This window comes from Natrinema thermotolerans (genome assembly GCF_031165565.1).
Classification (GTDB): Archaea; Halobacteriota; Halobacteria; order Halobacteriales; family Natrialbaceae; genus Natrinema; species Natrinema thermotolerans.
In genome coordinates, this window is sequence record NZ_CP101873.1 from 2,458,478 (window position 1) to 2,483,964 (window position 25,487).

Here is a 25,487-nt window from a genome sequence, read left to right on the forward strand (position 1 = left end):
CGAACCAACGACAGAGCGGACGGTTTCGACCGCCGACGATCTCGAGACGTACGGCCGATTACACGTCTACGACGACGGCAGGTGATACATCATGCCCACCACAAACGTACTCCTGGTCACGATCGGGGACGCCGACGGACTCTCCGAGGAGTGCCTCGAGGCGATTCGAACGCTGCGAGGCGGCGAGTCCGTCGACCGACCGGCGACGGTAACGGTCGCGAACGAGCAGCAACTGAGCGACGTGTTCAACGAGCGAACGTACGCGCTGCTTCGCGTGATCCGCGACGAAGACCCCGAGAGCATCCGCGAGACGGCCCGGGTCGTCGGTCGCGACGTGAAAAACGTCCACGAGGAGCTGACGACCCTCGAGGCGCTGGGGATCATCCGGTTCGACGACGACGGCCGGTCGAAGCGGCCGGTCTTTCCCTACGACGACCTCATCATCAGTCCCTTCGCGCACGACGGCGGTGATTCCGCCTCCGCAACTCCCTAACTACCGCAGTGATCGCCGGCTCCTACTCGCTATCGGGCTCGAGATCGTCGGCATCGAGTTCTCCCTCGAGATACTGCACTCCGGGGCCAGCGATTTCGTAGTAGCCGCGCTCGACTCGAGTGACGAGTCCGTAGTCGACGAGGACAGAGAGACGGCGGTTCACGTGGACGCGCGACTTGTCGATATTCTTCGCGATGACTTGCGGCGAGAGCAGCAACCCCGAGTTGAGAATCTCGAGAATTCTCTCGTCGGTGGGTAATTGCATCCACTCGCCGGGTTGTCGCATTGTTTTTGGGTAGCAAAACAGCTCCTTACGACTATCGATACGGTAGATACACGCTACCCACAGAATTCACCAGTGTTACTAATTAGTAACAAACGTTATTAGGGAACGGCCAGAACTTGTTGGTACACGGGAACGAATCGTGAGGCGACTACCTCGTCTCAGGAGAAAGCGGCTCGGTGCCCTGACACCGGGCCGCGACAGCTCCCGTATCACGCTACGGAAGCCATGTCCGACGACAACTCACGGGATCATGAAGGTCCCGACCGACCCGACGTATCGATCCCATCCGCGTCCGATGCCGAACTGACGGCTGGCACCGTCCGCGAGCGCCTCAAGGCGATCGATAGACTCACGCGGTCGTTGCTCGCCGACATCCAAGCCGGAGCGGGAGCTACGCCCCCCGCGGACGCCGACGATCGCTCCGAGGCCTGCCGACACGTTCGGGAGATCAGGGCCGAGGCCAGCCACGTCGGCCTCCTGCTGTTCGGTCCCGAGATGGCGATTCCCTACGACCCAGCGGCCCACGACGGCGATACACCGGAGGTGTCTCGTAGTCGCTCGCTCACGACGGCGTTTCGGGGTCCAGAGCCCGGGACGCTCGAGCGGAATCGGCAGCGGGACGGCGATGGATAGGTAACGGATTTCGTTCGTTTCGGGGTTCGTCTGTACGGGCTCGGTTTCTCTTCGATTTCGGTTCGCTGAAGGTCTAATCAGAGGACTAGTCGTCTATCCAGGGACGCAGACGGGGATGGTCAAGAAGCGACGGTCGAACTCTCATCTCGTACACACGCCCCGGTATCTCCTAGTTTTTCGACTCACTGAACGGCCCATTCTGCCCCCAAACCGGCGGAACTTGTCGCCTATTCAGAGATGAATTCTATTCTCACCAGTAGCCCAACTCGAGATCTGCATACGAGGATTCGCGTCTCGTGTGCATATTCGGGAATCGGATTCTATCGACGTGCAACCCCAGGGAGGGAAAATTGGTCGGAGATCTTGCCCATTCTAATATCACGAGAAACAACAATCTAAAAACGGCTGATAAACTGAGTTCTTTTGGACAAAATCAGCAAGTGAATCTCTTATGGTTTCCACTTCTTCTACTCCATCCGGAATTCCTGCTTCTTCCTCAAGATCTTCTTTAAATGCTACCACCTCAAAATTATCAGTAATAGTCTCGTGGCTGATCACAGAAAAGGACTGTATTACGAAATGTTCGTATGTGTCTTTTCTCCCATTTTGAGAAATCTCTATATTGTTGTTGTTATGTATGCTATGTATCCTATCATTCAACTCTGATTCTACATCATCTATCTCTCCCCCATCCATATCTACTAACAAATAGTAATCGAAGGGCAACTTTGTTAGACCAAGTAGCAAAGTGGAAAAGCCCGTTTTTAATTTATCTTCTCCCCCTTCGGACTTTATTAAGATATCATATGGGTTCCACTGCTCCTTAAAGTCACGAATTTTGCTTGATTCTCTGGGAACTACGGCTTCTTTATTAATATCCTCTATATCTAAGCGATCAAACTTCACATTATCTATATGCTCTTCTACGAATATTTCGATGAACTCAGAATCATTCTTTCCTTCGCCAAAAAATGCTTTTTTCATATACTTCTGAGGTCTAACTGCAGTTGGTCCATTTGCATCTTTGCAGCATCATAAGAGTGTTCCTGTGGGATACCATCCGACATTTGTAATATCGTCAACTCTTCTTCAAGGAACTCTCTTTCCTCTTCCGGAAGCGTTTCCGACAGGAATGACCTAATCAGATCAATATTGTGTGTTGTGAGGAATAGTTGTATGCCCCTTAGTTTCGAGATCGTAGTAATCCTATAGGCTAAATTATTCACATATCCTGGATGCATATTTTGGCCCGGTTCCTCTAGCATCAGGACATTTCCGTTTCGGTCGCTGTCTGAAAGTTCCCATAATATCCCAATAAGTGATTTAAGACCATCTCCCATGAAGTCATATGGAACTTGATGTTTATTACTTCCATCATGGAAAACTATAGTGTCTAAAGAGAGATCTGAAAGATTCTCTACTAGATTGTGCTCTTTCACATAATCTTCAATGTTGCTGAGTCTAACAGCTGCGTTCTCTTTGCTCAAATCTATATCATTTGGATCTAGTTTAATACTCTCATTGAATTCTACACCTTCTAATATAGGGGGTGAACCAGATACAAACCTTCCACTTCCGAAACGGGGTACTAAAATGTCGCTTAGGATCCTTTCGAGCTGAGGTGGGTTGACCTCTTTTAGTTGTTCATATTTTTCTGGATCATCTCTCAACGAATTCTCTATTTTATTCGAGGTTTCGCCCACTACACGATCCCTGAACTTTTGGAAATAATTCCCTAAGTAAATATACGGGTAACTCTCCCCATCTATTGAAATCACAAGACTATGCTCTATGATGCTCTCAATTATTTCTTCAATCGGGTATCCAGTAATCGTGTCCAATAATTCTTCTTCAATTATATCTGGATGCTGGTCCGATTGATCGAGTTCTACTCTGTTACGTGTAAATCTATTAACAATATATCCTGAATCTGGACCCGTTTCTACAAGATCTCTCATACATTCTAGAAAGAAATCTGCCGCTTCTTGATGATGCGGCTGTTCGAACTTCATTGTTCGAGTTTCAGTAAGATCTGTTTCTGATTTTGACCCAAAATCATCTAATGATAGCTGTGGGCCTCGAATATATTCACAACTAATAACACATTCCTCGTGGCCTTCGTGTATCAAGCTATCAATATTATCTTCAAATTTCTTTATCTTGTCAGGATTAAATAATAAATCGATGGCTTCCAAAAGAGAAGTTTTGCCGGCATTATTCCTACCGGTTATTATGTTGACTGAGGTTGTTTCAATATCAACCTCGTCAATCCCCTTAAACCCTGAAATTTGGAGGCTATCGAGTCTAGTCATTTGAAGGGGTCTGTGAATGCATTTGTGATGTAGCCTTATATCAGTGGGCAATTTGAGCGTGCATTTGTGTGAAGGGCTTATCCTAAAAATATAGTAGCCATTGAAACGAGTCACACACTGATCGCGACGCTATCGTGCGATCAGGTGTGCAATGACTTTCAGTGGCTACTATATTTTCTCGATCAGTGTCCATCCTCTATTTAGCTAATATCAGTTCGAAGTCACGGGGTTTCCCTTCTACTTCTATATCGGAAAGTATCACGGGGAATGCCATTCCTTTCATTCTTCTCTCTTAGGTCTAAATCAGTCAATTAAGCCGTCAGGAGGAAGGTAACGAAATTCCCCTGACGGCATCACACCTCTCTTGAGAAAGGCTGCTCCGGCGATTGATTTGAGACAGTCTCTTGCTGTTCTCTCCGAGACATCTACTTTCTCAACTACCTCCACAGAATACACGGTTTTCCTTTGCGAATTGCCTGGTTCAGGGTTATACTCTAGATTTGATCACCCGTCGTTCCCTGAGCCATATAGAGTGGAATAAATCTTCATCCACGGTGGTGGTGGTCGGCTGGGACGTTGTGATTTTTTGGCTCAGTCCCGTTGAAGACACCCTTTCCCGTCGGGACTACTCACCTTCGTCATCTCTGTCCGGAATCGAGGACTCTATCCACTACGCTACGCACTCTCGAGCGAACCACCTACCACAAAAAATAGCCCAATCCCCGCTCGAGTCCGCTTACCTCCCGAGTTCAGGCTCGGAAGGATCCTCGAGCGCGACCTCGATCCCACCCTCTTCAGCAGAGACGGTGATCGAGTAGCCGTGATAGTCGAACGCAAGACTCTCGAAGCCCGCGGCATCGGGCAGCGAGTCCAGCAGGTCGGGATCGATCGCGTCGTAGAGCGGCTCGAGCGCCGTTGGATCGGCATCCTCGAGTTGGGAGACGAGGTCGATGACGGCCATACTGAGCTGCTCGCCTTCACTGAGAGAAACGGCTGTCGTCTCGATCGATTGCATCACTCTTGCTGGGGGGCCGTCGGTAAAGAAAATATCCCACTATTGCAGCCCATCCGTTCTGGACGAAACGACAGTCAGATGGCCAGATACGTGTGCGGCGGTGCGACGGCCCCGCTCTCGGTCCCCCGGTCGTGGCGTCGCCGACTCGAGCGTCACTCCCGCCGGGGGACCTCGTGGCGACCGAAGCCGTACCGCAGGCGGTTGGCGAGCCGTCGCGAGAACCGGCCGTCGTCGGCCCGCGAGCCGAACCGCTCGGACAGGGCGGTGTAGATCAGCGGCAGCGGGACCTCCTGCTCGAGGCCCTCCTGGACGGTCCAGGTGCCGGTCGAGCCGCCCTCGACGCGGTCCGCGACGGTACCCAGATCGGACCCCTCCTCGCGGAAGGCCTCCTCGCAGAGTTCCAGCAGCCACGAGCGGATCACCGCGCCGTTGTTCCAGACCGACGCGACCGACTCGAGGTCGAGGTCGTACCGGCCCTCGTGGAGCAGCTCGAACCCCTCGCCGTAGGCCTGCATCAGGGCGTACTCGACGCCGTTGTGGATCATCTTGACGTAGTGGCCGGAGCCGGCGGGACCCATCCGTCCGTGGCCGTCCGGCCCCGTCGCGACGGCGTCGAAGACGGGCTCGAGTTCGTCATAGGCCCACTGCGGGCCGCCGACCATCAGCGAGAAGCCCAGTTCCGCGCCGGCGGGGCCGCCGGAGGTGCCGCAGTCGAGGTAGGCCGCGGGGCAGGACTCGGCCCGGCGGACCGAGTCCTCGAAGTAGGAGTTGCCGCCGTCGACGACGACGTCGTCGCCGTCGAGGTGGGGTGCGAGTTCCTCGAGGGTGACGTCGACCGCCTCGCCGGCGGGGACCATCAGCCAGATGCGCTTGTCCGCGCCCAGTCGCTCGACGAGGTCGTCGATCGAGTCGGCGGGGGTCGCGCCCGCGTCGGCGGCCGTCGCGACGGCCTCTTCGTCGAGGTCGAAGGCGACCACGTCGTGGCCCGCCGCGAGGGTTCGGTCGACGACGATCTGTCCCATCCGTCCGAGTCCGATTACGCCCAGTTGCATGGATAGGGGTCGGCCGGCCGGTGTGGTAGGGGTTGCGGTTCCGGGTCCGCGGGCGCGTCGGGATCAGTCCCCGTCGGCCGACGGCGCGGGCTCGAGCGCGATCTCGACTCGACTGCCGCCCAGCTCCGACTCGCTAAAGGAGACGCTGCCGCCGTAGCTGTCGACCATCCACCGGACCAGCCAGAGGCCGAGCCCGCTGCTGTGGGTCAGCTGCGTGATGTCGCTTTCGCCGGTGACGACGTCGATCTCGGCGGGCGGGATACCGGGCCCGTCGTCGGCGACCGCCAGCCGGACCCGACAGTCCTCGCGTGCCACGGCGACCTCGACGGTCGGCTCCGGACCCCCGTGTCGGATGGCGTTCTCGACGAGGTTCTCGACGACCAGCCCCAGTCCGGGATCGGCCCAGGCCGAGGGGTCGTCGGCCGCCGAGACGGAGACGGTCGCGCCGTCGGGGTCGAGCCCCTCGACGGTCTCCGTGACGGTCGCGGCGACGTCGATCGGCTCGAGGTCGCCGTCGCGATCGAGCGCGTACTGGATGGCACGGGTCTTCTCGCTGGTATCCGCGAGGTCGGCCGCGGTCTCTCTGAGCGTGTCGGCCGCGGCGACGAGGTCCGGGTCGTCGAGCCGTTCGCGGAGGAGTTCGGCGTAGCCGATGACGACGGTGAGGTCGTTCCGGAGATTGTGCCGGAGGACGCGGTTGAGGACCTGCAAGTACTGTTCGCGTTCCTTGCGCTGGGTGATGTCCCTGACGACGCTGACGGTACCGTGGAACTCGTCGTCGTCGCCGTCGTGGGGCAACAGCGAACACTCGATCTCGACCGGGAACCGCTCCCCGTCGGCGGTCGTGTAGGTGGCTTCGAAGGCCCCGCTGTCGCAGTCGGCGTCCGAGAGCAGGGCCTCGATGTGGTCGACCGCGCGGTCGTCGGACTCGTCGGCGAAGATGCGGGACACGGGCTCGCCGACGAGTTCGTCGCGATCGTAGCCCAACCGCTCGGCGAGCGGGTCGGTCACGAGCGTCAGGCGAGCGTCGCCGTCGATGGCGTACACCATCCCCTCGACGGTCTCGAGGATCCGTTCGTGGCGCAGCAGTTCCTCGCCGCGTTCGGCCCGTTCTAAGGCGGCGGCCGCGCTGGCGGTCAGCAACTGCGCGAGCTGGACGTGCTGGTCGTCGAACGCGTCGACGACCGGCGACCCGACGTTGAGCAATCCGTGGTCCCCGAGCGGGACGCACATGCCGGCCTGCAGCTGGTCGTACTCGTGTGGCGAGTTGGTTCGGAGGTCCTCGATGAGGACCGGTTCGCCCCGGCGAAACGCCTCTCCCATCGGCCCCTCGCCGAGGCCGACTCGCGTTCGCCTTCGGATTTGATCGCCGCTTGCCTCCGAGACGGCCGTCAGGACGAGATCGTCGGAATCGGCGTCGTGCAGCCGGACCGTGGCGAGATCGAACCCGAGAACGCGTTCGGCGGCCTCGACGACGACCTCCGAGACGTCGGCACGTGACTCACAGGCGAACAGCGAGCGGGTCGTCTCGAGCAACCCGGTGACGACGTCCGCGCGGCGGCGGCGTTCGGTCACGTCGCGGACGACGCAGACGAACGCGATATCGTCCGAACCGGCCGCCGAAAGCGGCGTGACGTTAGCCTCGACGTGGACGACTCCGCCGTCGACTCGCTGGAGTTCGGTTTCGACCGTTTCGCCGGGGGTCGGTGATCCGACTACGGCCATCCAGTCACGGTACGCATCTTCGTCGATGATCGACGCCGCCGAACGCCCGACGAGACCCTCTCGGTCAGCACCCACGAGATCGGCGAAGGCATCGTTGACGTGGACGAATCGCCGATCCGAATCGACGACGATGACGGCGTCGTCGAGCCGATCGAGGGTGCGTCCGCGGGCGGTGCGACCCCGCTCGAGTTCGCGCCGTCGGGACCGGTCCTCGAGTCGCTCCTCGAACGGGTCGTCCCCGGACACGATCGCGTGGAGTCGACCGAGGATCGCGTCGCGCTCCGCAGGCCCGACCGGTGGGGCCTGCCCGTCAACCGTTTCCGTCCGAGCGGTGAGGTCGGTTCCCACGTCGGCCGAAGCGGGCGATTCGGTCGCGGCGTCGACCGTGGCCGGTCGGATCGTGCTGTCTCCCTCGCCGGTCGAGAGGGCCTCGATGCGATCGATGAGGGATGGTTCGCCCGTCCGGACGACGTACTCCGTCGCACCCGCCCGCGTCGCCGCGGCCGCGGCGCTCCCATCGGGCGTTGCCGTCGTATAAATGATCGGCACCGTCGGTGCAACGTCGCGGACTGCGGCGACGGTTTCGACGCGATCGCTGCCGGTCCCGTCGACGATCACACAGTCGACGCGAGTCGTCTCGAGGCAGTCGACGACCGCCGCCCGGTCGCCCGCCGTGACCACGTCGAAGGCGGCGTCGAGGTCACACGGCGGCGTCGGATTACCGACGAAAACGACGTGCTGGCCGGCTCGGGACACGGTCTGGCCAACGGTTGGTGCCGTTGGTCATTAATGTTGTGGCGAGATACCATGGGTCGAGGGAGCAACCTACGCGATCGGTTCCTCGAGGCGCGCCCAGCCGATCGCATCGAGGACGACGATGCGGTCGTTGTACCGGACGTAGACCCCGTTGTACCCGTCATCGTCGGCATCGTAGTACGGCAGCGACTGGCGGATCCGGTCGACGACCGACCACGCGCCGTCACGATCGAGCGTGACGTGTTCCCACTCCTCGTGTGCGCCGTTGCGGACCGCGCGATCGAGCGCCCGCCGCGCGCCGGGAATCCGGCCGAGCCGTTCCGCCGAGGCGTCGACGACCGTGGCGTCGTCGGGAACCTCGTCCGGGCCGATGACCCGCGCGCCGAGGTCGGCTTTCGATCGCGAGGCGCCGGTCGCCGACCGGTCCGAACTGAGTACGTAGCCGGCGACGGCGGCCGTCCCGACCGCAAGCAGTGATAGTGCCATGTCCTTACCCCTGATCATTAGCGAGTACCTTACAGTAACTGACTAAGTATCTTTCGCAAGAACGTTCGTTGCGAAGGTGTTCCGCCGGAAACCGATCGTCAGTCGCCGCTATAGGAAGCTAGCGACGTTGCCCGACAGCAGCCCCGCAACCACCAGCAGGCCAACGGCTGCGATCGCCGCCGCGCGGAAAACGGGCAGGGCGTCGCGGGCCGGCTCGCGGATCTTCTTGCCGGTGAGACCGGTCTCGAGTCGCTTCGAACCGATCTCGACGAGGGCGGTCAGCACCAGCCAGAGCGCGACCATCGCGAGGACGAGGTGGCCGTTCGTCGAGCCGAAGAGCGTCTCACTCGTATAGGTCCGTCCCGCCAGATGTCCGCCCGAGAGAAAGAGAACGAGCGAACTCACGCGCGAGACGGTCGTGAGCTTCCCCGAGATCACCTCGAGCGGGTGGGTCGTGTTGAACGCGCCGTCGCGTGCCAGCGGCAGGACGACGGCGGCGACGAAACAGACGCTGCCGGCCCAGAGGGCCGCGAAGACGAGATGGAGTGTTCTGGCTGCGAGAACGTCGATCATACGGCATCGCTCGAACAGCGGGCGTATCAGCGTTCCGACTTCGGATCGCCCGACTGTCGCGACGGCTGTCGTGTCCGCGGTCACTCGAGCCAGTCGGGCGTCCACGCGACCAGCCGTCGCCGACAGAGCGCGTAGAGCAGCGACACCGCGAGGCCGCCGGCGGCGGCGGTGACGAGCCATCCCTCGAAGACGAGCAGGGCCGGAACCGCGAGCGCGACGCCGAGAACGGCGTCTTCCGGCGCGCCGTCGTAGCGGATCCAGCGCCGCGGCCGGAGCCAGCGGCCGCGCACGTGATCGTAGACCGCGCGGTCGGAGCGGTCGTTCCACGGGTCCATCTCCGGCCCGCCGCCGATCGAGTCACTGACGGCGTGGAGCCAGGCCGTGACCGCGAACGCGGCGACCGCAAGCGTCGCGCTCGCCGGAGCGACGGCCGCGACGGCGACGGCGGGGGCGGCGGCCGCGAGCCCGGCGACCGGAAAGTGAAACGTCCGCCGATGCGCGAACGCGAGGTCGAGATCGGGAGCCAGTCCGCCGAGGATCGCCCCGAGCGCGAGCGCCGTCCCGAACTCGGGAACGTGGTACGCGACGGGGGCGACGACCGCGAGCCCGGTAAACACGTGCGTGGTCGCCATCATCGGTACGAGCGGCTACGAGGGGAACGGCAAAAACGGCCGCGGTCACTCGAGGTGTTCGCCCTGATAGCTCCCCTCGTAGACGTCCTCGTGATCGGCCCTGGCAAAGACCAGTTGGGCGATCCGCGCGCCGCGTTCGAGTTCGATGTCGTGGTGGACCTGCAACAGGCCCTCGCCGCGACCCTCGTAGCCGGCGTCCCAGACGGCTGTGTTGAGCATACAGGAGTTGCGCATGAGCGACGACCGGGGGTAGACGAAGCCGACGTGGCCCTCCGGGATCGCGATCCGCTCGCCGTACCGGACGACGTAGGCCCCCTTCGGCAGATAGTAGGTGTCGGGATCGGCCTCCTCGAGTTCCTCGAGCGGGCGGGCGATCCGGTCGCCGATCTGCTTCCCGTCCCGGGTGATGCGGCCCGGTTCTAACTGCTCGAAGACGACGTCGGCGGTCAGGTCAACCCCGTTGGGCTGGACCTGCTCGTCGGTCGTCGGCGAAACGTGGTCGGCGACGAACGCACCGGAGCGGAACATCGTGTTGGTTCGACGCCGCGGCGTTGAGAAAAGCGTATCCGTTCGCGGTGACCCGACGGTGCGGTAGCATCCGTCACGCCGCGACCCAGCCCGTCACGGTCCCGTCCGCCGGTTCGTGCCGGCCGGCCCGTCGTCGCGTGTCCCTTGCGGGAGCATCTGGTCCTGCTGAAACTGCGTTCAACGAACGGGCAGCCGACCGGCAATATTTACGGATCGCGTTCCGATTCGGGAGGTGGTATTGGGCCCTACATCGGTAGAAACACGCTGGATTTATCAGGACGGACGGCCGACTTTTGGGTGCTATGGGACAGACTCTCACCGAAAAGATTCTCGACGACCACCTCGTCGAGGGCGAACTCGAGACCGGCGAGGAGATCGGGATCGAGATCGACCAGGTACTTACCCAGGACACGACCGGAACGATGGTCTGGCTCCAGTTCGAAGCGATGGGACTGGACGAAGTCCAGACCGAAATCGCCGCGCAGTACTGCGACCACCAGACTTATCAGTTCGACTTTAAGAACACCGACGACCACCGTTTCCTGCGTTCTGCGGCCGGTAAATACGGCGCTTACTTCTCTCGACCCGGCAACGGTATCTGCCACAACGTCCACCGCGAGAACTTCGCGGCCCCCGGCAAGACCCTGCTGGGTTCGGACAGCCACACGCCCACGCCCGGCGGCCTCGGCGAACTCGCCATCGGCGCCGGCGGGATCGACGTCACCGTCGCCATGGGCGGCGCGCCCTACTACATCGAGATGCCCGAAGTCGTCAACGTCCGCCTCGAGGGCGAACTCCCCGAGTGGGCCACCGCGAAAGACGTCATTTTGGAGCTGCTCCGTCGCCTGACGGTCAAGGGCGGCGTCGGCAAGATCCTCGAGTACACGGGCCCCGGCGTCGAGTCGCTGACCGCGCCCGAGCGGATGACCATCACCAATATGGGCACCGAACTGGGCGCAACCTCGTCGATCTTCCCGACCGACGAGCAGACCGAAGACTACCTCGAGCGTCTCAACCGCGGCGACGAGTACGAGCGGCTCCAGCCCGACGACGACGCCGAGTACGACGACGAGATCGTCGTCGACCTCTCCGACCTCGAGCCGCTGATCGCACAGCCCTCGATGCCGGACAAGGTCGTGCCGGTCCGTGAGGTCGCCGGCCAGTCCGTCGAACAGGTCATCGTCGGCTCCTGTACCAACGGCGGCTACGAGGACGTCCTCCCGGCCGCGAAGATGCTCGAGGGCCGCGAGGTCAACTCCACGACCGAGATGATCGTCGCGCCCGGCTCCAAGCAGGCCTCCGAGATGCTCGCCCGCGAGGGCTGGGTCGCGGAGATGATGGCCGCCGGCGTCAACTTCTCCGAGGCGACGTGTGGTGCCTGTATCGGCATCGGCCACGTCCCCTCCTCGGATTCGGTCTCGCTGCGGACGTTCAACCGCAACTTCGAGGGCCGCTCGGGTATCGAGGACGACAACGTCTTCCTCTGCTCGCCGGAGGTCGCCGCCGCCGCGGCGATCAAGGGCGAAATCATCGACCCGCGCGACCTCGCCGACGAGGAAGACGGTCTCGAGGCACCCGGCATCGAGCTGCCCGACGAGTACGACGGCTCGAAGACGGACCTCATCACGCCCGAGGAAGCCCCCGACGACGAACTCGTCAAGGGCCCGAACATCGGCGACGTCCCGCTGAAGGACCAGCTCGACGCCGACATCGCTGGCGAGGCCCTCCTCAAGATGGAGGACAACATCACGACCGACCACATCATTCCTGCGACCCAGGACATCCTGATGTACCGGTCGAACATCGACAAGCTCTCCGAGTTCACCCTCTCCCGTGTCGACGACACGTTCGCCGAGCGCGCCCGTGAGGCCGACGGCGGCGTCCTCGTCGCCGGCGAGAACTACGGACAGGGCTCCTCGCGTGAACACGCGGCGATGTGTCCGATGTACCTCGGCATCGAGGCCGTCCTCGCACAGAGCTTCGCTCGCATCCACCGCGCGAACCTCTTCAACTTCGGGATCGTCCCGCTGACGATCGACGAGGACACCTACGCCGACATCGACCAGGGCGACGAGGTCGAGATCGTCGACGACGTCTACGACGCCGTCACCTCCGGACAGGAGGAGTTCACCGTCCGCGTCAACGGCGAGGAGTACACCGCGACGCTCGACGCCTCCGAGCGCGAACGCGCGATCCTCGCGGCCGGCGGCAAGCTCTCCTGGACGAAAGAACAGGCCCAGAGCGACGAGGGCGGCGCGACGCCCGCCGACGACTGATCGGCTGCTCGCGACTCTCAATTCTGTCTTTTTTACCGGACTCGAGTGGCGACGCTCCCGGCGGTCGGTTCCCGTTACCCGATCATAGCCGAGGGCTGCCAACCGATGCCGGCAACGATACCGGACAACGCCACCGTCATACCGTTCGGCCGGATAGCACGACCGAATGCCCGCCGACGGACACGAAAACGCTGGGTATCGACGACTGTTCGAACCGGACGGCTTGACCTTCGGTGCCGGCTTTCCCCTGACCGGAGCGAACCGATCGACGCCCGACATCGAGGCCGAAGTCGAACTCGCGAGACACGCCGAAGCCGTCGGCTTCGACGGCCTCTGGGCTCGCGACGTGCCGACCTACTGGCCGAAGTTCGGCGATGCCGGTCAGACGTTCGACACCTGACCGTGGCTCTCTCACGTCGCGGCCCGGACCGATAATATCGCGCTCGGGACTTCGAGTGTCGTCCTCACGCTCCGGCATCCGCTCCACGTCGCGAAGTCGGCCGCGACGGTCGACCGGCTGTCCGACGGGCGACTCGTCCTCGGGGTCGCCTCCGGCGATCGCGACCCCGAGTACCCCGCCTTCGACGTCGACCGCGAGGAGCGTGGCGCGCTGTTTCGCGAGTCCGTCGACGCCCTCCGGACGGTCTGGCGCGAGGAGTTCCCCGAACTCGAGGGCCGGTGGGGCCGGCTCGAGGGCGACCTCGATGTGGTCCCGAAGCCGACGACCGAGACGATCCCGCTGTTGCCGACCGGCAACGCCCGCCAGTCCCAGGAGTGGATCGCCGACCACGGCGACGGCTGGCTGTTCTATCACCTCCCCGAATCGACCCTCGAGAGTTATCTTGCCGAGTGGCGCGCGGCCGCCGGCGACAAGCCCTTCGCCATCGCGGTCCGGGTCGAGCTGGCCGACGACCGGACGGCCGACCCCGAGCCGCTCCACCTGGGCTTTCGGGCCGGTGTCGAGTGGTTCCGGGACTATTTCCGCCGACTCGAGACGTACGGCCTCGATCACGCGATTATCGGGATTCAAAACGACGACCGTGAGGCCGCACTGGCGACGTTCGCCGACGAGATTATCGACGACCTGTAGCGACGGTTAGGGTTGATGAACCGTCGAGCAAATGAGTTCGTGTTATGCTGCACCTCCTGTTACCGCACGACCGCTATTGGTCCCACGGTAGAGATGATACCGTCCGCTGGTTCGGTTCGCCGACGAACGGGTCTCGGTCCGGGAGGGCTGCGTCTCGGATAGTTCGAATGAAACATTTATTCGACCTGACTGGAATGCATAACCGAATGAGCGAACCCGATGCGTACGATCCGATCGAATGTCCCGTTGAGGGCTGTGAATACGAGAACGGGATTCGATCGGTCGCGGCTCACATCAGTGGGACTCACGATGAAAACCACTCGTGGGATCGGCTCGGACACGATGGTGCGCGTGCGTTCGTTATGGCACGCAAACGGCAACAAGAGGATACCAACGAGACGGAAGCAAGCGAATTACCGATCGAATTCGCTTACGAAACACTTGCTTTCTTCGCGCTGGTCGACGAGTATGACTTCGACTCACTTGACGAGCTAGATCCGTTCCGTCTAACGAACCTGTATGCATTGTTGTCAACGATCACTCGATCTTCGAACGATGCCCGCGAGGTCGTCCGAGACGCGTTGCTAGAGCGAATTCACGATGATCGGGTCGTGGAATCTGATTACGGAGAGATTCGTCGGTATACTACGCAGCGACGGTACGTGAGGGATGAAGACGAAGTCCTCGATACGCTTGACCGTGCTGGTATCGATCCAAAGACGGTCCTCAGTGTCGACAAACAGAAGCTAGCAACCGCTATCGAAGAGACAGATATCGATGATGAACAAGTATTCGAAACAGAAGATGCACCCCGAATCCAACGGACCGATGTCAATGAACGAATGTGCGAAGAATACGTGGCATCGCTCCCGAAAGAATACCGCGATCTATTCGAGTTCTAAGCAGGATCGCTGATGGAGGTTCCTGCTTGACACGATAGCAGCAATCTCGATTATCGGTCCTTCGCCCGGTCGCGCAACCGCCGCTTCTGGCGGCGCTCGGTCACGTGGTCGACCCCGTCGGCCAGTTCCTCCCTGACTTCCTCCTCGAAGGTGTCGACCTCGTCGAGGAACTCCCCCGAGAACTCCTCGACGAGTTCGAAGGTCCACTCGTCGCTGATCGCGCCCGCGGGGAGATGCTCGTCCCGGAGGGCGTCGGCCCACTCCTCGTGGCCGGCCTCGCGGAGTCGGTCCTCGGCGTCGCCCATCCGATCCATCGCGTGCCCGAGTTCGTGGTGGAACTCGAGCAGGGTGCCGTAGGCGCGGTGGACGTGTTCGGTCCCGAGTTGGAGTTCGTGTAGCGCCGCCTGTTCGGCGTCGCTCAGCTCGAGGTCGTCGAGGTCGACGTCCGTCTCGGGACCGGCCGTGGAATCGGGATCGCTCATACTAGGTCCGACGGGGACGGCGGTCAAAACGGTCGGCGTTGAACGTGCCGGACCGGCTCCTGCGAGTGGCGGCTCGGCCACATCGTCAGCACTCGCAGCGGTCGCCGAGTTCCGGCGCGGCAGCGTCGAAGCCATCGGTACGAAGCTCCGCGGCGAACGCCGCACAGCGGTCGCCGTGGTTGACCAGCACGCGCGTGTCCTCGTAGGCCGAGAGGAAGTCGCGCAGGCCGTCGCGGTCTGCGTGGGCCGAGAAGTCGTACTGCTCGACCTGCGCGCTGACCGGCAGCATCCGGCCGTCGATCTCGGCGCTGCCGGTCTCGAGCAGGTCCCGTCCCGGCGTCCCCTCGACCTGATAGCCGGTCATGGCGATCTTGTTGGTCGGGTGCGAACGGATGGCGGGAACGTAGGTCATCGCGGGCCCGCCGTGGAGCATCCCGCTCGTGGTAACGATGACGGTGTTTTGCTCGGCGATCCGCCGCCGCTGACCGTCGCGTCCGTCGACGAACCGGGCGTTGCCCTTCGCTCGGCGCAACAGGTCCGGATCGCGCAGATAGCCGCGGTTCGCCTCGCGCAGGAACAGCTCCGTGACGCGTTTGCCCATGCCGTCGACGTAGCACTCGAGGTCGTACGCCTCGCAGAGACACAGCACTTCCTGCGTGCGGCCGATGCCGAAAGCCGGGACGACGACGGTCCCACCCTCCCAGATCGTCGTCCGGAGGCTCTCGACGAACTCGCGTTCGATCTCCTCGCGGGGTGGCCGAGTCACGTCCGAGTAGGTACTCTCACAGATCACGACGTCGGCGTCGGGCCGGGCGGTCGTGCCGGCGAGCAGCCGCTGGTCCTCGGTGTGGAAGTCGCCGGTGTAGAGCAGCCGCGTGTCGCCGTCGTCGACCAACACGTGGGCGCTGCCGGGGACGTGGCCAGCGTCGAAGAACGTGACCTCGTAGCCCGCGGCCTCAAAGGATTCCTCGTAGCCATGGGTCTCGGAGACTTCGGCGACGCGGGCGAGTTCCGCCTCGGTGAACGGGCAGTCGTAGCTGCCGCCGTGGAGCTTCAGCGTGTCCCGAGCGAGGACCATCGTGAGGTCGTAGGTCGGCGGCGTCCAGTGGATCTCGGGGCGGGCGTCGCCGGACAGCAGTGCCGGTACCGAACCGACGTGATCGAGGTGGCCGTGGCTGACGACGACGGCCTCGGGGTCGACGTCGCCGATCGGGAACGCCGGCGGGTTCCCCGAGTCCATTCCGAAATCGAGAACGAGCCTCTCGTCGATACAGAGCGCGCTCCGACCGATCTCGCCGGCACCGCCGAGAAACCGTACGTCCATTACCGAGCGGTAACGGTCCGGACCGTTTGACGCCATCGGTTACACCCGGCTGCATACTCGCGATCGGCCCGGCGGACTGATCACCGAAAGAGAATAGGCTCGGGTACGTCAAACGAACGCACGGATGAACAACACACTCGACGAGCGGGACGTCAAGATTCTCTTTGCGATCGCCGATCGGGAGACCGATAACACGGAAATCATCCACGAGGAAACGGGGATCCCGAAGTCGACGGTCCACTATCGCCTGCAGAATCTCAAAGAGGCGGGCGTCATCACGAACGATCTGTACGAACTCGATCTCGACGAAGTCGGCCTGGGGCTGACCGTCATCTCCGAGGTCTGGGCGGAGTTCGATGAGGGGTATCACGAACGGGTCGGCGAACAACTCGCCGATATCGAGGGGATCAACCAGGTGTATTTCACGATGGGTGACACCGACTTCATCCTCATCGGGCGACTGACCTCGCGGGATATGGTCGAACGACTCGTCGAGGACTACGAATCGATCGACGAAATCAACCGGACGAGTTCGAAGTTCGTCATCTCGACGATCAAGACCAGCGAGGGGATCGGCACCCTGCGCGACTACGATCGGGCATCGTTTCTCGAGGCACACGGTCTCTCGGACGAGACGGAATAGCGACGGCGGTATCTCCGCGACGCGTTCCGATCGCTCATTCGTATCGTGCCACTGACAGTCAATACACACCTGCTCACACGACGGCGGTGCGATCAGTGTGTCAATCGTTTCAGCGGCTACTATAGGCGGGGATGCCGGTGAACTCCTCGCCGAGGACGAGCGTGTGGATGTCGTGGGTACCCTCGTAGGTGTAGACCGTCTCGAGGTTGGCCATGTGTCGCATCGGCGAGTAGTCGGTGGTGATGCCGTTGCCGCCGAGCATCTCGCGGGCGATCCGCGACTGGTTGCGCGCCATCCGCACGTTGTTGCGTTTGGCCATCGAGACGTGCTGGGGACGCATCTCGCCGCGTGTTTTCAGCTCGGTGAGACGGGTGACGAGCAACTGGGCGAGCGTGATCTGGGTGCCCATCTCCGCGAGCTTGCGCTGCTGGAGTTGGAATCGACCGATCGGACCGCCGAACTGCTCGCGATCCGTCGCGTACTGTCTGGCGACCTCGAAGCAGTCGCGGGCGGCCCCGACGGCACCCCAGGCGATGCCGAAGCGAGCCTGTGTGAGACAGGACAGTGGCCCTTTCATTCCGGAAACGCCCGGGAGGACGTTCTCTTCGGGCACGTAGACGTCGTTCAGGCCGATCTCGCCCGTGATCGAGGCCCGCAGCGAGAGTTTGTCGTCGATCTTGTTGGTCGTGACGCCGTCGCGGTCGGTCTCGACGAGGAACCCGCGAACGGGGTCGTCCTCGGCCGACTGATCACGCGCCCAGACGACGGCCACGTCGGCGATCGGCGAGTTCGTGATCCAGGTTTTGGAGCCGTTGAGGACGTAGCCGTCGCCGTCCGCTTCGGCACGGGTTTCCATCGCCGACGGGTTCGAGCCGTGTTCGGGTTCGGTCAGCCCGAAACAGCCGACGGCCTCACCGTTGCCGAGCTTCGGCAGCCACTCCTCTTTCTGTGCGTCTGAACCGTAGGTGTGGATCGGGTACATCACGAGCGCACCCTGTACCGAGGCCATCGAGCGCAGCCCCGAGTCACAGGCCTCGAGTTCCCGCATCAACAGGCCGTAGGCCGTCTCGGAGACGTTCGGCGAGCCATAGCCCTCGAGATTGGGGGCGTAAAACCCCATCTCGCCCATCTCCGGAATGAGGTCGGTGGGGAAGCTCCCGCTCTCGAAGTGGTCGCCGACGTCCGGGCGCACCCGGTCGTCGACGAACTCGCGTGCGGTGTCCCGGATCAGGCGCTCTTCGTCCGTCAGTTCCGACTCGAGATCGAGGAAATCGAACATCAGTTCCGTCCCTCCGTGGTACTCGCTCGAATCGCGTTACAGAGGATGTTCATCCCGACTTCCGCCTGTTCGCGGGTGAGGACGAGCGGCGGGATCAGCCGCAAGACGTTCCCGTGTCGGCCGGCGTTCCAGACCAGGAGTCCGTTCTCGTAACAGCGGGTCTGGATCGTTTCGACGATATCGGCGCCGGGAGCGCCGTCGGCGTCGACGAACTCCGCGCCGACGAAGAGCCCCTTGCCTCGCACGTCCACCAGTTCCGGCGTCGTCTCCGCGACCTCGTCGAGCCGATCGCGGAGATACTGTCCGAGCGCCGTCGCGTGTGACAGCAGGTCGTGGGATTCGATGTACTCGATCGCTCGCAGCCCGCCGACCATCGCCGGCGCGTTGCCACGGAAGGTCCCGACGTGGCCGCCGGGCCCCCACGTATCGAACTTCTCGTGATAGAGCATCGCCCCGATCGGCAGGCCGGTCCCGCCCAGTGCCTTCGCCATCGTGATCGCGTCGGGAGTCACGTCGAAGTGGTCGGTCGCGAACCACTCGCCGGTCCGACCCAGTCCGGTCTGGATCTCGTCGACGATCAGCATCGCGTCGTTGTCGTCCGCGATGTCGCGAAGCCCCTGGAGAAAGCCCTCCGGGGGCACGACGACGCCCCCCTCGCCCTGGATCGGCTCGACCCAGATGCCGGCGGGCGTTTCGTGACCGCCGTAGGGGGCCTCGAACTTCCGTTTGACGGCATCGAGACACCGCTCACACGCGTCCCGGCCACCAGCGCCCGCGTCCCGCGTCGGATACGGGACGTGAACGGCGTCCGCCAGTAGCGGGCCGTACCCTTTTTTGTACTTCTTGCCCGCGGTGAGACTGAGCGCGCCGGCGGTCGTCCCGTGATACGCCCCCTCGAAGCCCAAAATTCCGTGGCGTCCAGTGTTGTGTTTGGCGAGTTTGATCGATCCCTCGATCGCGTCGCTCCCGCTCGGACCGCCGAACACGACGTTGCTCGAGCCGGCCAACCCGCCCGGGGCGATCGTTCGCAGTTTCTCGATGAGATCGACCCGCGCCTCGGTCGGGAAGTCGATCGTGTGTGCGATCGACTCGAGTTGCTCTTGGGTCCCCTCGAGGACGTAGGGGTTCGAGTGACCGACGTTCAGGACGCCGATCCCCGCGAAGAAATCGAGGAACGTGTTTCCGTCGGCGTCCCGAACCGTCGCTCCCCGGGCCTCCTCGAGTGCGATGGGGACGCGGCGCGGATACGCCACTGCGTTGCTATCGATCTCCCGTTGTCGTTCCAGTAGTTTCCGTGAGTTCGGTCCCGGCACCTCGTCGACCGATGGTTCGGTCGCGAAGTGAAGCTCGTCGATCGATGGGCCTACGGCCATGTGCCCTAGTCACACTCTTTGGATATATTTGGTTCGGTTCCTACCTAGATGCAGCGAGATAGGAATATAGCCAATAAAGAATAGAATATCATATATTATCCAATCAGGTTGGAATCGTGACGTTCTGTGCGGTCCCTTCGAGTGGCTGTTCTCGAGTCCCTTTGGGCGTCCGCTCGCCGGTAATCGCCGGCCGAACGATTCTGCTAAATATACAATATTAGATGGTGAAGTTGGATAGCTAGCAGTGCAGATACCTGTTCCTGGTAAATATACAATACTGGCGGAAGATATAAGTGGGGGCGTATGCATGCGGTACATGTTAAGAAGTCACAAGACATACCATGTCAGAGACAACACAGAGCGGACTGGAGAAGGCGCTCGGAAGCAAAGAGATGCTGATTCTGGCGTTCGGAGCGATGATCGGGTGGGGATGGATCATCCTCGCCGGTGACTGGATCAACGATGGGGGCCCACTGGGAGCGATCGTCGCGTTTCTCGGAGGAGCCGTCGTCGTCGGTATCGTCGCGATCATTTACAGCGAACTCGCCGCTGCGATGCCGTTAGTCGGGGGCGAACACGTCTATAGCCTCCGCGCCCTCGGACCGACCGGATCGTTCGTTTGCACCTGGGCGATCGTCTTCGGATACGTTACCGTCGCCGCGTTCGAAGCGGTCGCGCTCCCGTCCGCGATGGCGTTTATCGTCCCCGGGTTCAATGCGATCCCGCTCTGGGACGTCGCCGGCGAACCGGTGTACGCGACGTGGATTCTCGTCGGCGTATTCGGCACGCTCGGTATCACGTACCTGAACTATATCGGGATCCGGGTCGCCGCGCAGTTCCAGATCATCATGACCGTCATCATCGCGCTCGCCGGCCTCATCCTGATCGGCGGGGCAGTTACCAACGGGCAACCGTCGCCCGATAGCTCGTTCGGCGCCGGGACCGCTGGCATCTTCACCGTCGTATTGATGACGCCGTTTATGTTCGTCGGCTTCGACGTTATTCCACAATCCGCCGAAGAAGCCGACATTCCGGCGCGGACGCTGGGCCTGCTGATCATCCTCGCCGTCGGGTTGGCCGCCCTGTTCTACATGGCCGTCATCTGGGGCTCGAGTCGCGCGCTCTCCGGGAGTGCCCTCGTCGATAGTTCGCTCCCTGCGGCGGCGGCGATGGCCGAACTGTACGACAGTTCGACCGCCGGCCAACTCATGGCTCTCGCGGGCGTCGCGGGAATCCTCACGAGTTGGAACGCGTTCATCATCGGCGGGAGTCGAGCGCTCTTTGCACTCTCGGAGTCGGGGATGCTCCCGGAACCCCTTTCGAAAGTCCACCCGAAACACAACACTCCGAGCAACGCGATCCTGTTGGTCGGCGGCCTGTCCGCGCTCGCGCCGTTTTTCGGCGAACAGATGCTTACGTGGATCGTCAACGCGGGCGGCCTCGGCATCGTCGTCGCCTGGTTCCTCGTCGTCGTCTCGTTTCTGGTTCTGCGCTACCGTGAACCCGAGATGAATCGGCCGTACGAGGTCCCCGGTGGCCCCGTCGTCGGTATCCTCGGGTTCGTGGCAACGGCGATTTTCATCACGCTCTATCTTCCGGGCGGCCAGTCGGCACTGTTGTGGCCCTACGAGTGGCTCATCGTCCTCGGCTGGTGTGTCCTCGGACTCGTCCTATACGCGGTCTCCGGCGACGGGTCGGTCGAAACGGCCGACGAAGTGGTGAGCAGAATCGAAGCGCTGGACGAGTAACGGCCGCGCCGATCCGCGGCTCCGTCACCGCCGCTCTCGTTCTCGGTGCCGACGACGCGATCGATCGGTCTCGACGTCGTCGACGCCGACCGTCTCCTCGCCGAGAACCCGCTCGAGTTCCCGTTCGAACTCCTCGTCGTCGAGGTCGCCGTCGACGTACCGGGAGCGAACGCGTTCCTCTGGATCGGGGCGGGTTTCGGCCGGCGTGTCCGAGTCGCTCCCGGCGCTCGAGTCCGCGCCGAACAACGAGAACAGACCGACGGCGGCCAGGACGACCAGCGACAGGACGGCAAGCGTCAGCACCAACGAGAGGACGGCCGCGATCACCGAGAGGGCGATGCCGACGATCGTGGCGACGACGCTCAGCACGACGACCGCGAGGACGACCGCGCCGAGCCCTTTGAGCAGGACGGAACTGAGACGTCCCATGGTCGTCGTTCGGTCGACGGGCACAAAAACACGCGGGGCCACCCCAGGCCGCCGTCGCCGGCGGGTTCGTCAGGAACTGTTCGAGCGGCGGTCGTCCGCCCCGGCCGGCGGGAGGGTGGTCCGTTCGGCCAGCCCGATGAGATAGACATCGAGCAGACAGACCAGCAGGATCGTCAGCGGGACGGCGACGTCGGTGTAACTCACGGCGTCGAACTGCAGCGCCGTCACCACGAACGGTTCCTCGAGGCTGAGCGCACCCGAGACGGTTCGCGCGCTCAGGAACACGAGCGCGAGGCCGTAACAGAGGAACCAGATCCCGCCGCGTTTCCACCGGCCGAGATAACAGTGGCCGAGGCCGGCGACGAGTATCGATAGCGGGTACGCCGGCCAGACCGGTCGCGACAGTTCGCTCATCGGGGACCCCTACGGCCCGGAGGACAATCGGTGTTACTCTTCGTTGCGGATCGCTATTTCCGATACTGGCGGATATCGAACCGGCCGTAGCCGCCGTATGCAAGCTCGAGCGAGCCGATCCACCAGTTCCACCGCTCCGGTGGGGTTCCTTCGGGGGCGTCGGCCAACTCCTCGAGGACGATCTCGTTGGTCAGCGCGGTCCCGACGTCCGATTCGTATTTCCCGGCGTCCGCGAGGTCGACGGCCTGCCGGACGACGACCCGCGATTGGCCCATCGTGCCGCCGAACTCCTCGCGCAGGCGACCCTCGAGTCGCCCCGGATCGATGAACACGGCTCGAGGTAGGCGTTGCAGGTACTTGACTGTTCGAGCGGAACGGGCGGGCAAAGCGTCGAAGACGGTTCGATGGCCGGGAGGACGGCTCGAGCGTTGCGAGAGCCGTCCGACCCGGGAGAGGGCAGGCCGCCCCCCCCCCCGTTTATCACCGCGAGCGAGGCCGCACGCGGCGCGTAGCGCCGCGATACGTCGAACGGCCGAAGGCCGTGAGACCGGGCGAGCGAGCGGGCCGACGACCGATGTGGAGAGCGCGGAGCGCTCGGAACGGAGGGAGGAGTGCTTTTCATCCACGTTTTGCCGAGGGTCGGCGAAGCCGGCCCGTGGTTCGAAAGACGCCAAAGGCGTCTTTCGTCATCAAGCGAAACCTTCGGTTTCGCGGACCTCGCGAATCTTCGATTCGCTCAGTCACGAGAGAGCTTTGCTCTCTCGAACGACAGCGCAAAAGTTGGGTGACGATCGATGTTCTTTTGAGCGACGGCCGTCTTCCGTCGGGCATGGCAAGTTTCACTGTCGTTGTCGGCGACCCCGATTCCGGGTCGTCCTACCAGCTCGAGGCGGAGGAACAGGACGCGAACCGCTTTATCGGCAAGTCGATCGGCGAGGAAGTCGACGGCGGTGCCGTCGGGCTCGACGGCTACACGCTCGAGATCACCGGCGGCTCCGACGAGGCCGGCCGCCCGCTCAACGACGAGGTCGCCGGTTCGAACCTGAAGGAAGTGCTGATGAACGGTCGACAGACCGGCTACAAGCCGTCCCGTGACGGCGAGCGCCGCCGGATCACCGTCCGCGGCCGCGAGGTCTCCGACGCCGTCGCCCAGATCAACGCCTCGATCTCCGAGCGCGGTAGCAGCGATGTCGACGAACTCCTCGGCGACGGCGACGACGAGTAACGCCCTCGCCATCCGTTTTCCATGTCAGATAGAATTTCGAGCGATCATCCCTCGGTGCGGACGGTCCGTGCGACGTGTACGGAGACGGCCACCGGGGTCAAACTCGAGGTGCCGGCCGACGACCGCGACGCCTTTCCGACCGACGAGGTCGTCCGGCTCGTCCTCGAGGGCGAGGAACTGTTCGCACAGATCGAGCGCGCACTGACCGGCGACGAGCTGTCGGTGCCGGGCGTCTACGAGACGCCGGACGGTGCCCGCGATCCCAGCGGCGCGACCGACCGCCTTCCCGAGTGGGTCGACGATCACGACGTTCCCCTCGGCGGCTCGGTGCTGATCGACGTCGTCGAACCCGAGTTCCTCTACGGCTGTCGCGCGCCCGGCGAGACGGTCTTTTACGACGCCCGCGAACCGCCAAGCGACAGCCTCAGCGAGATCGCGAAGGACCTCGAGGACGGGTAGCCACGCGCGATCGGCCTGCCGTGGCTGTCGCCGACCGATGGCGCGGCGAACCGCGAATACGGTCCTTTTTCCACCTCGAGCGCGAATCCGGGGCCATGACTGACCAACGCGCGGAGTTCCTCGCTGGGGAGCGCCCCGAGGACGTGGCGCTGTTTCTGGCCGATTCGTTCGTCTCGGACGACCGCTTGGCGCAGTTCGGCGATCCCGTCGCGGACGGGACGCTGATCGTCGTCGACGGCGAACGGGGCCGTAACGCGTTCCAGGCGGCGACCGGTACCGGCGCGATGGAGTTCGCCAAGTCCGCGATGAGTACCGAAGGGGAGATCGACGATGATCTCGCGGGCGCGCAGTGTCCGGACGCGGCCGACGACGGCGACCACGCGATCCAGTTCGTCTTCGCCTTCGCGGAGGAGCAAAACGAAGAGGTCGGCGGTATCTACGCCGACGGCGACGTGATCCACGCCTACGCCCAGTGTACCTGTGGCACGGCGTTTTCCGACCGCTGGAACGTCTCCGAGGCGTAGCTTCCGCCCACGGGCCCAACCCCGCAGTCAGCGGTAGGCCACAGGCTTTTGCGCCGCACCGGCGTTTTCACCGCCATGAGCGCGACCGGAACGCCGTCCGAGACCCGCCGCGGGTTCGGTCTCTCGAGTCGGGACGCGCGGGTGATCGGCGGCGCGAGCCTCCTGCTGGCGATCAACGTCGCGGTGATGTACGCGCTGGCGACGACGCCGCTGGCGGCGCTCAACGACGCCCTCTTTTCGTTCCCGATCGTCGGCGCGATCGCCTACGGGGCGGCGATTATGGCCGGCCAACTGGTCGCCGAGCGCGGCGTCGCCGGCGGCGATACCGGGGTCGCGGTCCTCGGGATGGTGATCCTCCAACTGGCCTTCGGGGTCTTCGGGGCCGGCGTGCTGCGGTTCGTGCCGCGGGAGTCCCAGCTGACAGTCCTCGCTGTGACGGCCGTCGTCGTCGCAGTGCTGACGGCAGTCATCGCCGCCTACGTCTACGCCCGCTCGAGTGACTTCGATCACTGGGGCTCCTACGCCAACTACGCCTTCATCGGCGGGCTCGTCGCCATCGCCGTCGGGACGTTCTACACGCCGGCGTTGCTCGCCGGCTTCGTCCTGATCTTCCTGGGATTCCTGCTGCGACTCGGCTGGGAGATCTGGAAAGTTCGGGACGAGCGAACCGCGTCGGTCGCGCTCCAGACGATCGGCGTCTACATCGCCGTCGCCGGCGTCTTCGTCCACGTGTTACAGCTCGTGATGCGGTACTTCGCGTCTCGAGGCTAGGAGACGTACTCGAGCGGCTCTTTCACAAACGGCGTGATCGATACGGAACGTGGCTGT

General features: G+C 62.8%; 27 protein-coding genes and 1 pseudogene. 11 read left to right on the forward strand and 17 right to left on the reverse strand.

Going from position 1 to position 25,487, the window contains the following annotated elements; translation table 11 throughout:
• Positions 1-91 precede the first annotated feature (91 nt).
• Positions 92-493, forward strand: a complete 402-nt coding sequence (locus NP511_RS12635) for an HVO_A0114 family putative DNA-binding protein (RefSeq protein WP_049965771.1) — start codon at positions 92-94, stop codon at positions 491-493.
• A gap of 22 nt (positions 494-515) precedes the next feature.
• Here NP511_RS12635 and NP511_RS12640 read toward each other — a convergent pair whose 3' ends face one another.
• Positions 516-779, reverse strand: coding sequence for an ArsR/SmtB family transcription factor (locus NP511_RS12640; RefSeq protein ID WP_049965772.1), 264 nt, complete (start codon positions 777-779; stop codon positions 516-518).
• 225 nt (positions 780-1,004) lie between these two features.
• On the opposite strand from NP511_RS12640, the gene NP511_RS12645 reads away from it, so the two are divergent.
• Positions 1,005-1,412, forward strand: a complete 408-nt coding sequence (locus tag NP511_RS12645; protein WP_049965773.1) for a hypothetical protein — start codon at positions 1,005-1,007, stop codon at positions 1,410-1,412.
• A gap of 378 nt (positions 1,413-1,790) precedes the next feature.
• Here the strand turns inward: NP511_RS12645 and NP511_RS12650 are convergent, their stop codons facing one another.
• The 9 genes from NP511_RS12650 to NP511_RS12690 form a co-directional block, all read right to left on the reverse strand.
• A complete protein-coding gene (locus NP511_RS12650; RefSeq protein WP_136396893.1) occupies positions 1,791-2,396 on the reverse strand; it encodes a hypothetical protein in 606 nt (201 codons plus the stop codon).
• Positions 2,393-3,724, reverse strand: coding sequence for an AAA family ATPase (locus tag NP511_RS12655; RefSeq protein WP_084158282.1), 1,332 nt, complete (start codon positions 3,722-3,724; stop codon positions 2,393-2,395). The genes NP511_RS12650 and NP511_RS12655 overlap by 4 nt, the downstream gene beginning before the upstream one ends.
• A 736-nt stretch (positions 3,725-4,460) precedes the next feature.
• A complete protein-coding gene (locus NP511_RS12660) occupies positions 4,461-4,739 on the reverse strand; it encodes a HalOD1 output domain-containing protein (RefSeq protein WP_049965775.1) in 279 nt (92 codons plus the stop codon).
• 152 nt (positions 4,740-4,891) lie between these two features.
• The gene (gnd, locus tag NP511_RS12665; protein ID WP_049965776.1) at positions 4,892-5,791 is read right to left on the reverse strand and encodes a phosphogluconate dehydrogenase (NAD(+)-dependent, decarboxylating); all 900 of its coding nucleotides are present in this window, start codon (positions 5,789-5,791) and stop codon (positions 4,892-4,894) included.
• A 63-nt stretch (positions 5,792-5,854) separates the two neighbouring features.
• Positions 5,855-8,272, reverse strand: a complete 2,418-nt coding sequence (locus NP511_RS12670; protein ID WP_049965777.1) for a PAS domain S-box protein — start codon at positions 8,270-8,272, stop codon at positions 5,855-5,857.
• 69 nt (positions 8,273-8,341) lie between these two features.
• On the reverse strand, positions 8,342-8,776 hold the full coding sequence (locus tag NP511_RS12675) for a hypothetical protein (protein WP_049965778.1): 435 nt from the start codon (positions 8,774-8,776) through the stop codon (positions 8,342-8,344).
• A gap of 90 nt (positions 8,777-8,866) precedes the next feature.
• Positions 8,867-9,331, reverse strand: coding sequence for a hypothetical protein (locus NP511_RS12680; protein ID WP_049966885.1), 465 nt, complete (start codon positions 9,329-9,331; stop codon positions 8,867-8,869).
• An 80-nt stretch (positions 9,332-9,411) separates the two neighbouring features.
• Entirely contained in the window at positions 9,412-9,966 is a 555-nt protein-coding gene (locus NP511_RS12685) for a hypothetical protein (protein WP_049905348.1), read from the reverse strand.
• Positions 9,967-10,008: 42 nt separating this feature from the next.
• Complete coding sequence (locus NP511_RS12690) at positions 10,009-10,491, reverse strand: deoxyuridine 5'-triphosphate nucleotidohydrolase (protein WP_006647878.1); 483 nt, start codon at positions 10,489-10,491, stop codon at positions 10,009-10,011.
• 302 nt (positions 10,492-10,793) lie between these two features.
• Here NP511_RS12690 and NP511_RS12695 point away from each other — a divergent pair, with 302 nt between their 5' ends.
• The 3 genes and pseudogenes from NP511_RS12695 to NP511_RS12705 all read left to right on the forward strand — a co-directional run bounded on the left by NP511_RS12695 (position 10,794) and on the right by NP511_RS12705 (position 14,759).
• The gene (locus NP511_RS12695) at positions 10,794-12,767 is read left to right on the forward strand and encodes an aconitate hydratase (protein ID WP_049965779.1); all 1,974 of its coding nucleotides are present in this window, start codon (positions 10,794-10,796) and stop codon (positions 12,765-12,767) included.
• Between the two features lie 166 nt (positions 12,768-12,933).
• Positions 12,934-13,857: pseudogene (locus NP511_RS12700) on the forward strand (LLM class oxidoreductase).
• A 206-nt stretch (positions 13,858-14,063) separates the two neighbouring features.
• Positions 14,064-14,759 carry a DUF7983 family protein gene (locus NP511_RS12705; protein WP_049965780.1) on the forward strand — a complete coding sequence of 232 codons (696 nt, stop codon included), beginning with the start codon at positions 14,064-14,066 and terminating at the stop codon, positions 14,757-14,759.
• 50 nt (positions 14,760-14,809) lie between these two features.
• On the opposite strand, the gene NP511_RS12710 is transcribed toward NP511_RS12705, so the two are convergent.
• Both NP511_RS12710 and NP511_RS12715 read right to left on the reverse strand, forming a co-directional pair.
• Positions 14,810-15,241 carry a hypothetical protein gene (locus NP511_RS12710; protein WP_049965781.1) on the reverse strand — a complete coding sequence of 144 codons (432 nt, stop codon included), beginning with the start codon at positions 15,239-15,241 and terminating at the stop codon, positions 14,810-14,812.
• 85 nt (positions 15,242-15,326) lie between these two features.
• A complete protein-coding gene (locus NP511_RS12715; RefSeq protein WP_049965782.1) occupies positions 15,327-16,565 on the reverse strand; it encodes an MBL fold metallo-hydrolase in 1,239 nt (412 codons plus the stop codon).
• Positions 16,566-16,689: 124 nt separating this feature from the next.
• Here NP511_RS12715 and NP511_RS12720 point away from each other — a divergent pair, with 124 nt between their 5' ends.
• A complete protein-coding gene (locus NP511_RS12720) occupies positions 16,690-17,208 on the forward strand; it encodes an Lrp/AsnC family transcriptional regulator (RefSeq protein ID WP_049965783.1) in 519 nt (172 codons plus the stop codon).
• Positions 17,209-17,317: 109 nt separating this feature from the next.
• Here the strand turns inward: NP511_RS12720 and NP511_RS12725 are convergent, their stop codons facing one another.
• Complete coding sequence (locus NP511_RS12725) at positions 17,318-18,487, reverse strand: acyl-CoA dehydrogenase family protein (RefSeq protein ID WP_049965784.1); 1,170 nt, start codon at positions 18,485-18,487, stop codon at positions 17,318-17,320.
• Complete coding sequence (locus NP511_RS12730) at positions 18,487-19,860, reverse strand: aspartate aminotransferase family protein (RefSeq protein WP_049965785.1); 1,374 nt, start codon at positions 19,858-19,860, stop codon at positions 18,487-18,489. The genes NP511_RS12725 and NP511_RS12730 overlap by 1 nt, the downstream gene beginning before the upstream one ends.
• A 341-nt stretch (positions 19,861-20,201) precedes the next feature.
• On the opposite strand from NP511_RS12730, the gene NP511_RS12735 reads away from it, so the two are divergent.
• The gene (locus NP511_RS12735; RefSeq protein WP_049965786.1) at positions 20,202-21,608 is read left to right on the forward strand and encodes an APC family permease; all 1,407 of its coding nucleotides are present in this window, start codon (positions 20,202-20,204) and stop codon (positions 21,606-21,608) included.
• A gap of 24 nt (positions 21,609-21,632) precedes the next feature.
• Here the strand turns inward: NP511_RS12735 and NP511_RS12740 are convergent, their stop codons facing one another.
• The 3 genes from NP511_RS12740 to NP511_RS12750 form a co-directional block, all read right to left on the reverse strand.
• Positions 21,633-22,037 (reverse strand): SHOCT domain-containing protein, encoded by a 405-nt coding sequence (locus NP511_RS12740; RefSeq protein ID WP_049965787.1) that lies wholly within the window; start codon positions 22,035-22,037, stop codon positions 21,633-21,635.
• Positions 22,038-22,106: 69 nt separating this feature from the next.
• Entirely contained in the window at positions 22,107-22,451 is a 345-nt protein-coding gene (locus tag NP511_RS12745) for a hypothetical protein (RefSeq protein WP_006647868.1), read from the reverse strand.
• A gap of 53 nt (positions 22,452-22,504) precedes the next feature.
• Entirely contained in the window at positions 22,505-22,783 is a 279-nt protein-coding gene (locus NP511_RS12750) for a WNWW family protein (RefSeq protein ID WP_006647867.1), read from the reverse strand.
• 497 nt (positions 22,784-23,280) lie between these two features.
• On the opposite strand from NP511_RS12750, the gene NP511_RS12755 reads away from it, so the two are divergent.
• From NP511_RS12755 to NP511_RS12770, 4 genes are all read left to right on the forward strand, one after another.
• Positions 23,281-23,676, forward strand: a complete 396-nt coding sequence (locus tag NP511_RS12755; RefSeq protein ID WP_006647866.1) for a 30S ribosomal protein S6e — start codon at positions 23,281-23,283, stop codon at positions 23,674-23,676.
• Between the two features lie 21 nt (positions 23,677-23,697).
• Positions 23,698-24,135 carry a DUF7112 family protein gene (locus tag NP511_RS12760; RefSeq protein WP_049905343.1) on the forward strand — a complete coding sequence of 146 codons (438 nt, stop codon included), beginning with the start codon at positions 23,698-23,700 and terminating at the stop codon, positions 24,133-24,135.
• A 95-nt stretch (positions 24,136-24,230) separates the two neighbouring features.
• Positions 24,231-24,659: a DUF5807 family protein gene (locus tag NP511_RS12765; RefSeq protein ID WP_049965789.1), complete on the forward strand. Its 429-nt coding sequence runs from the start codon at positions 24,231-24,233 to the stop codon at positions 24,657-24,659.
• A gap of 75 nt (positions 24,660-24,734) precedes the next feature.
• Entirely contained in the window at positions 24,735-25,430 is a 696-nt protein-coding gene (locus tag NP511_RS12770) for a hypothetical protein (protein ID WP_049965790.1), read from the forward strand.
• Positions 25,431-25,487 lie beyond the last annotated feature (57 nt).

Coding starts and splice junctions, on each gene's coding strand:
- NP511_RS12635 (WP_049965771.1), top strand. CDS start 92: ATGCCCACCACAAACGTACTCCTGGTCACGATCGGGGACGCCGACGGA.
- NP511_RS12640 (WP_049965772.1), bottom strand. CDS start 779: ATGCGACAACCCGGCGAGTGGATGCAATTACCCACCGACGAGAGAATT.
- NP511_RS12645 (WP_049965773.1), top strand. CDS start 1,005: ATGTCCGACGACAACTCACGGGATCATGAAGGTCCCGACCGACCCGAC.
- NP511_RS12650 (WP_136396893.1), bottom strand. CDS start 2,396: ATGAAAAAAGCATTTTTTGGCGAAGGAAAGAATGATTCTGAGTTCATC.
- NP511_RS12655 (WP_084158282.1), bottom strand. CDS start 3,724: ATGACTAGACTCGATAGCCTCCAAATTTCAGGGTTTAAGGGGATTGAC.
- NP511_RS12660 (WP_049965775.1), bottom strand. CDS start 4,739: ATGCAATCGATCGAGACGACAGCCGTTTCTCTCAGTGAAGGCGAGCAG.
- gnd (WP_049965776.1), bottom strand. CDS start 5,791: ATGCAACTGGGCGTAATCGGACTCGGACGGATGGGACAGATCGTCGTC.
- NP511_RS12675 (WP_049965778.1), bottom strand. CDS start 8,776: ATGATCAGGGGTAAGGACATGGCACTATCACTGCTTGCGGTCGGGACG.
- NP511_RS12680 (WP_049966885.1), bottom strand. CDS start 9,331: ATGATCGACGTTCTCGCAGCCAGAACACTCCATCTCGTCTTCGCGGCC.
- NP511_RS12685 (WP_049905348.1), bottom strand. CDS start 9,966: ATGATGGCGACCACGCACGTGTTTACCGGGCTCGCGGTCGTCGCCCCC.
- NP511_RS12690 (WP_006647878.1), bottom strand. CDS start 10,491: ATGTTCCGCTCCGGTGCGTTCGTCGCCGACCACGTTTCGCCGACGACC.
- NP511_RS12695 (WP_049965779.1), top strand. CDS start 10,794: ATGGGACAGACTCTCACCGAAAAGATTCTCGACGACCACCTCGTCGAG.
- NP511_RS12705 (WP_049965780.1), top strand. CDS start 14,064: ATGAGCGAACCCGATGCGTACGATCCGATCGAATGTCCCGTTGAGGGC.
- NP511_RS12710 (WP_049965781.1), bottom strand. CDS start 15,241: ATGAGCGATCCCGATTCCACGGCCGGTCCCGAGACGGACGTCGACCTC.
- NP511_RS12715 (WP_049965782.1), bottom strand. CDS start 16,565: ATGGACGTACGGTTTCTCGGCGGTGCCGGCGAGATCGGTCGGAGCGCG.
- NP511_RS12720 (WP_049965783.1), top strand. CDS start 16,690: ATGAACAACACACTCGACGAGCGGGACGTCAAGATTCTCTTTGCGATC.
- NP511_RS12725 (WP_049965784.1), bottom strand. CDS start 18,487: ATGTTCGATTTCCTCGATCTCGAGTCGGAACTGACGGACGAAGAGCGC.
- NP511_RS12730 (WP_049965785.1), bottom strand. CDS start 19,860: ATGGCCGTAGGCCCATCGATCGACGAGCTTCACTTCGCGACCGAACCA.
- NP511_RS12735 (WP_049965786.1), top strand. CDS start 20,202: ATGTCAGAGACAACACAGAGCGGACTGGAGAAGGCGCTCGGAAGCAAA.
- NP511_RS12740 (WP_049965787.1), bottom strand. CDS start 22,037: ATGGGACGTCTCAGTTCCGTCCTGCTCAAAGGGCTCGGCGCGGTCGTC.
- NP511_RS12745 (WP_006647868.1), bottom strand. CDS start 22,451: ATGAGCGAACTGTCGCGACCGGTCTGGCCGGCGTACCCGCTATCGATA.
- NP511_RS12755 (WP_006647866.1), top strand. CDS start 23,281: ATGGCAAGTTTCACTGTCGTTGTCGGCGACCCCGATTCCGGGTCGTCC.
- NP511_RS12760 (WP_049905343.1), top strand. CDS start 23,698: ATGTCAGATAGAATTTCGAGCGATCATCCCTCGGTGCGGACGGTCCGT.
- NP511_RS12765 (WP_049965789.1), top strand. CDS start 24,231: ATGACTGACCAACGCGCGGAGTTCCTCGCTGGGGAGCGCCCCGAGGAC.
- NP511_RS12770 (WP_049965790.1), top strand. CDS start 24,735: ATGAGCGCGACCGGAACGCCGTCCGAGACCCGCCGCGGGTTCGGTCTC.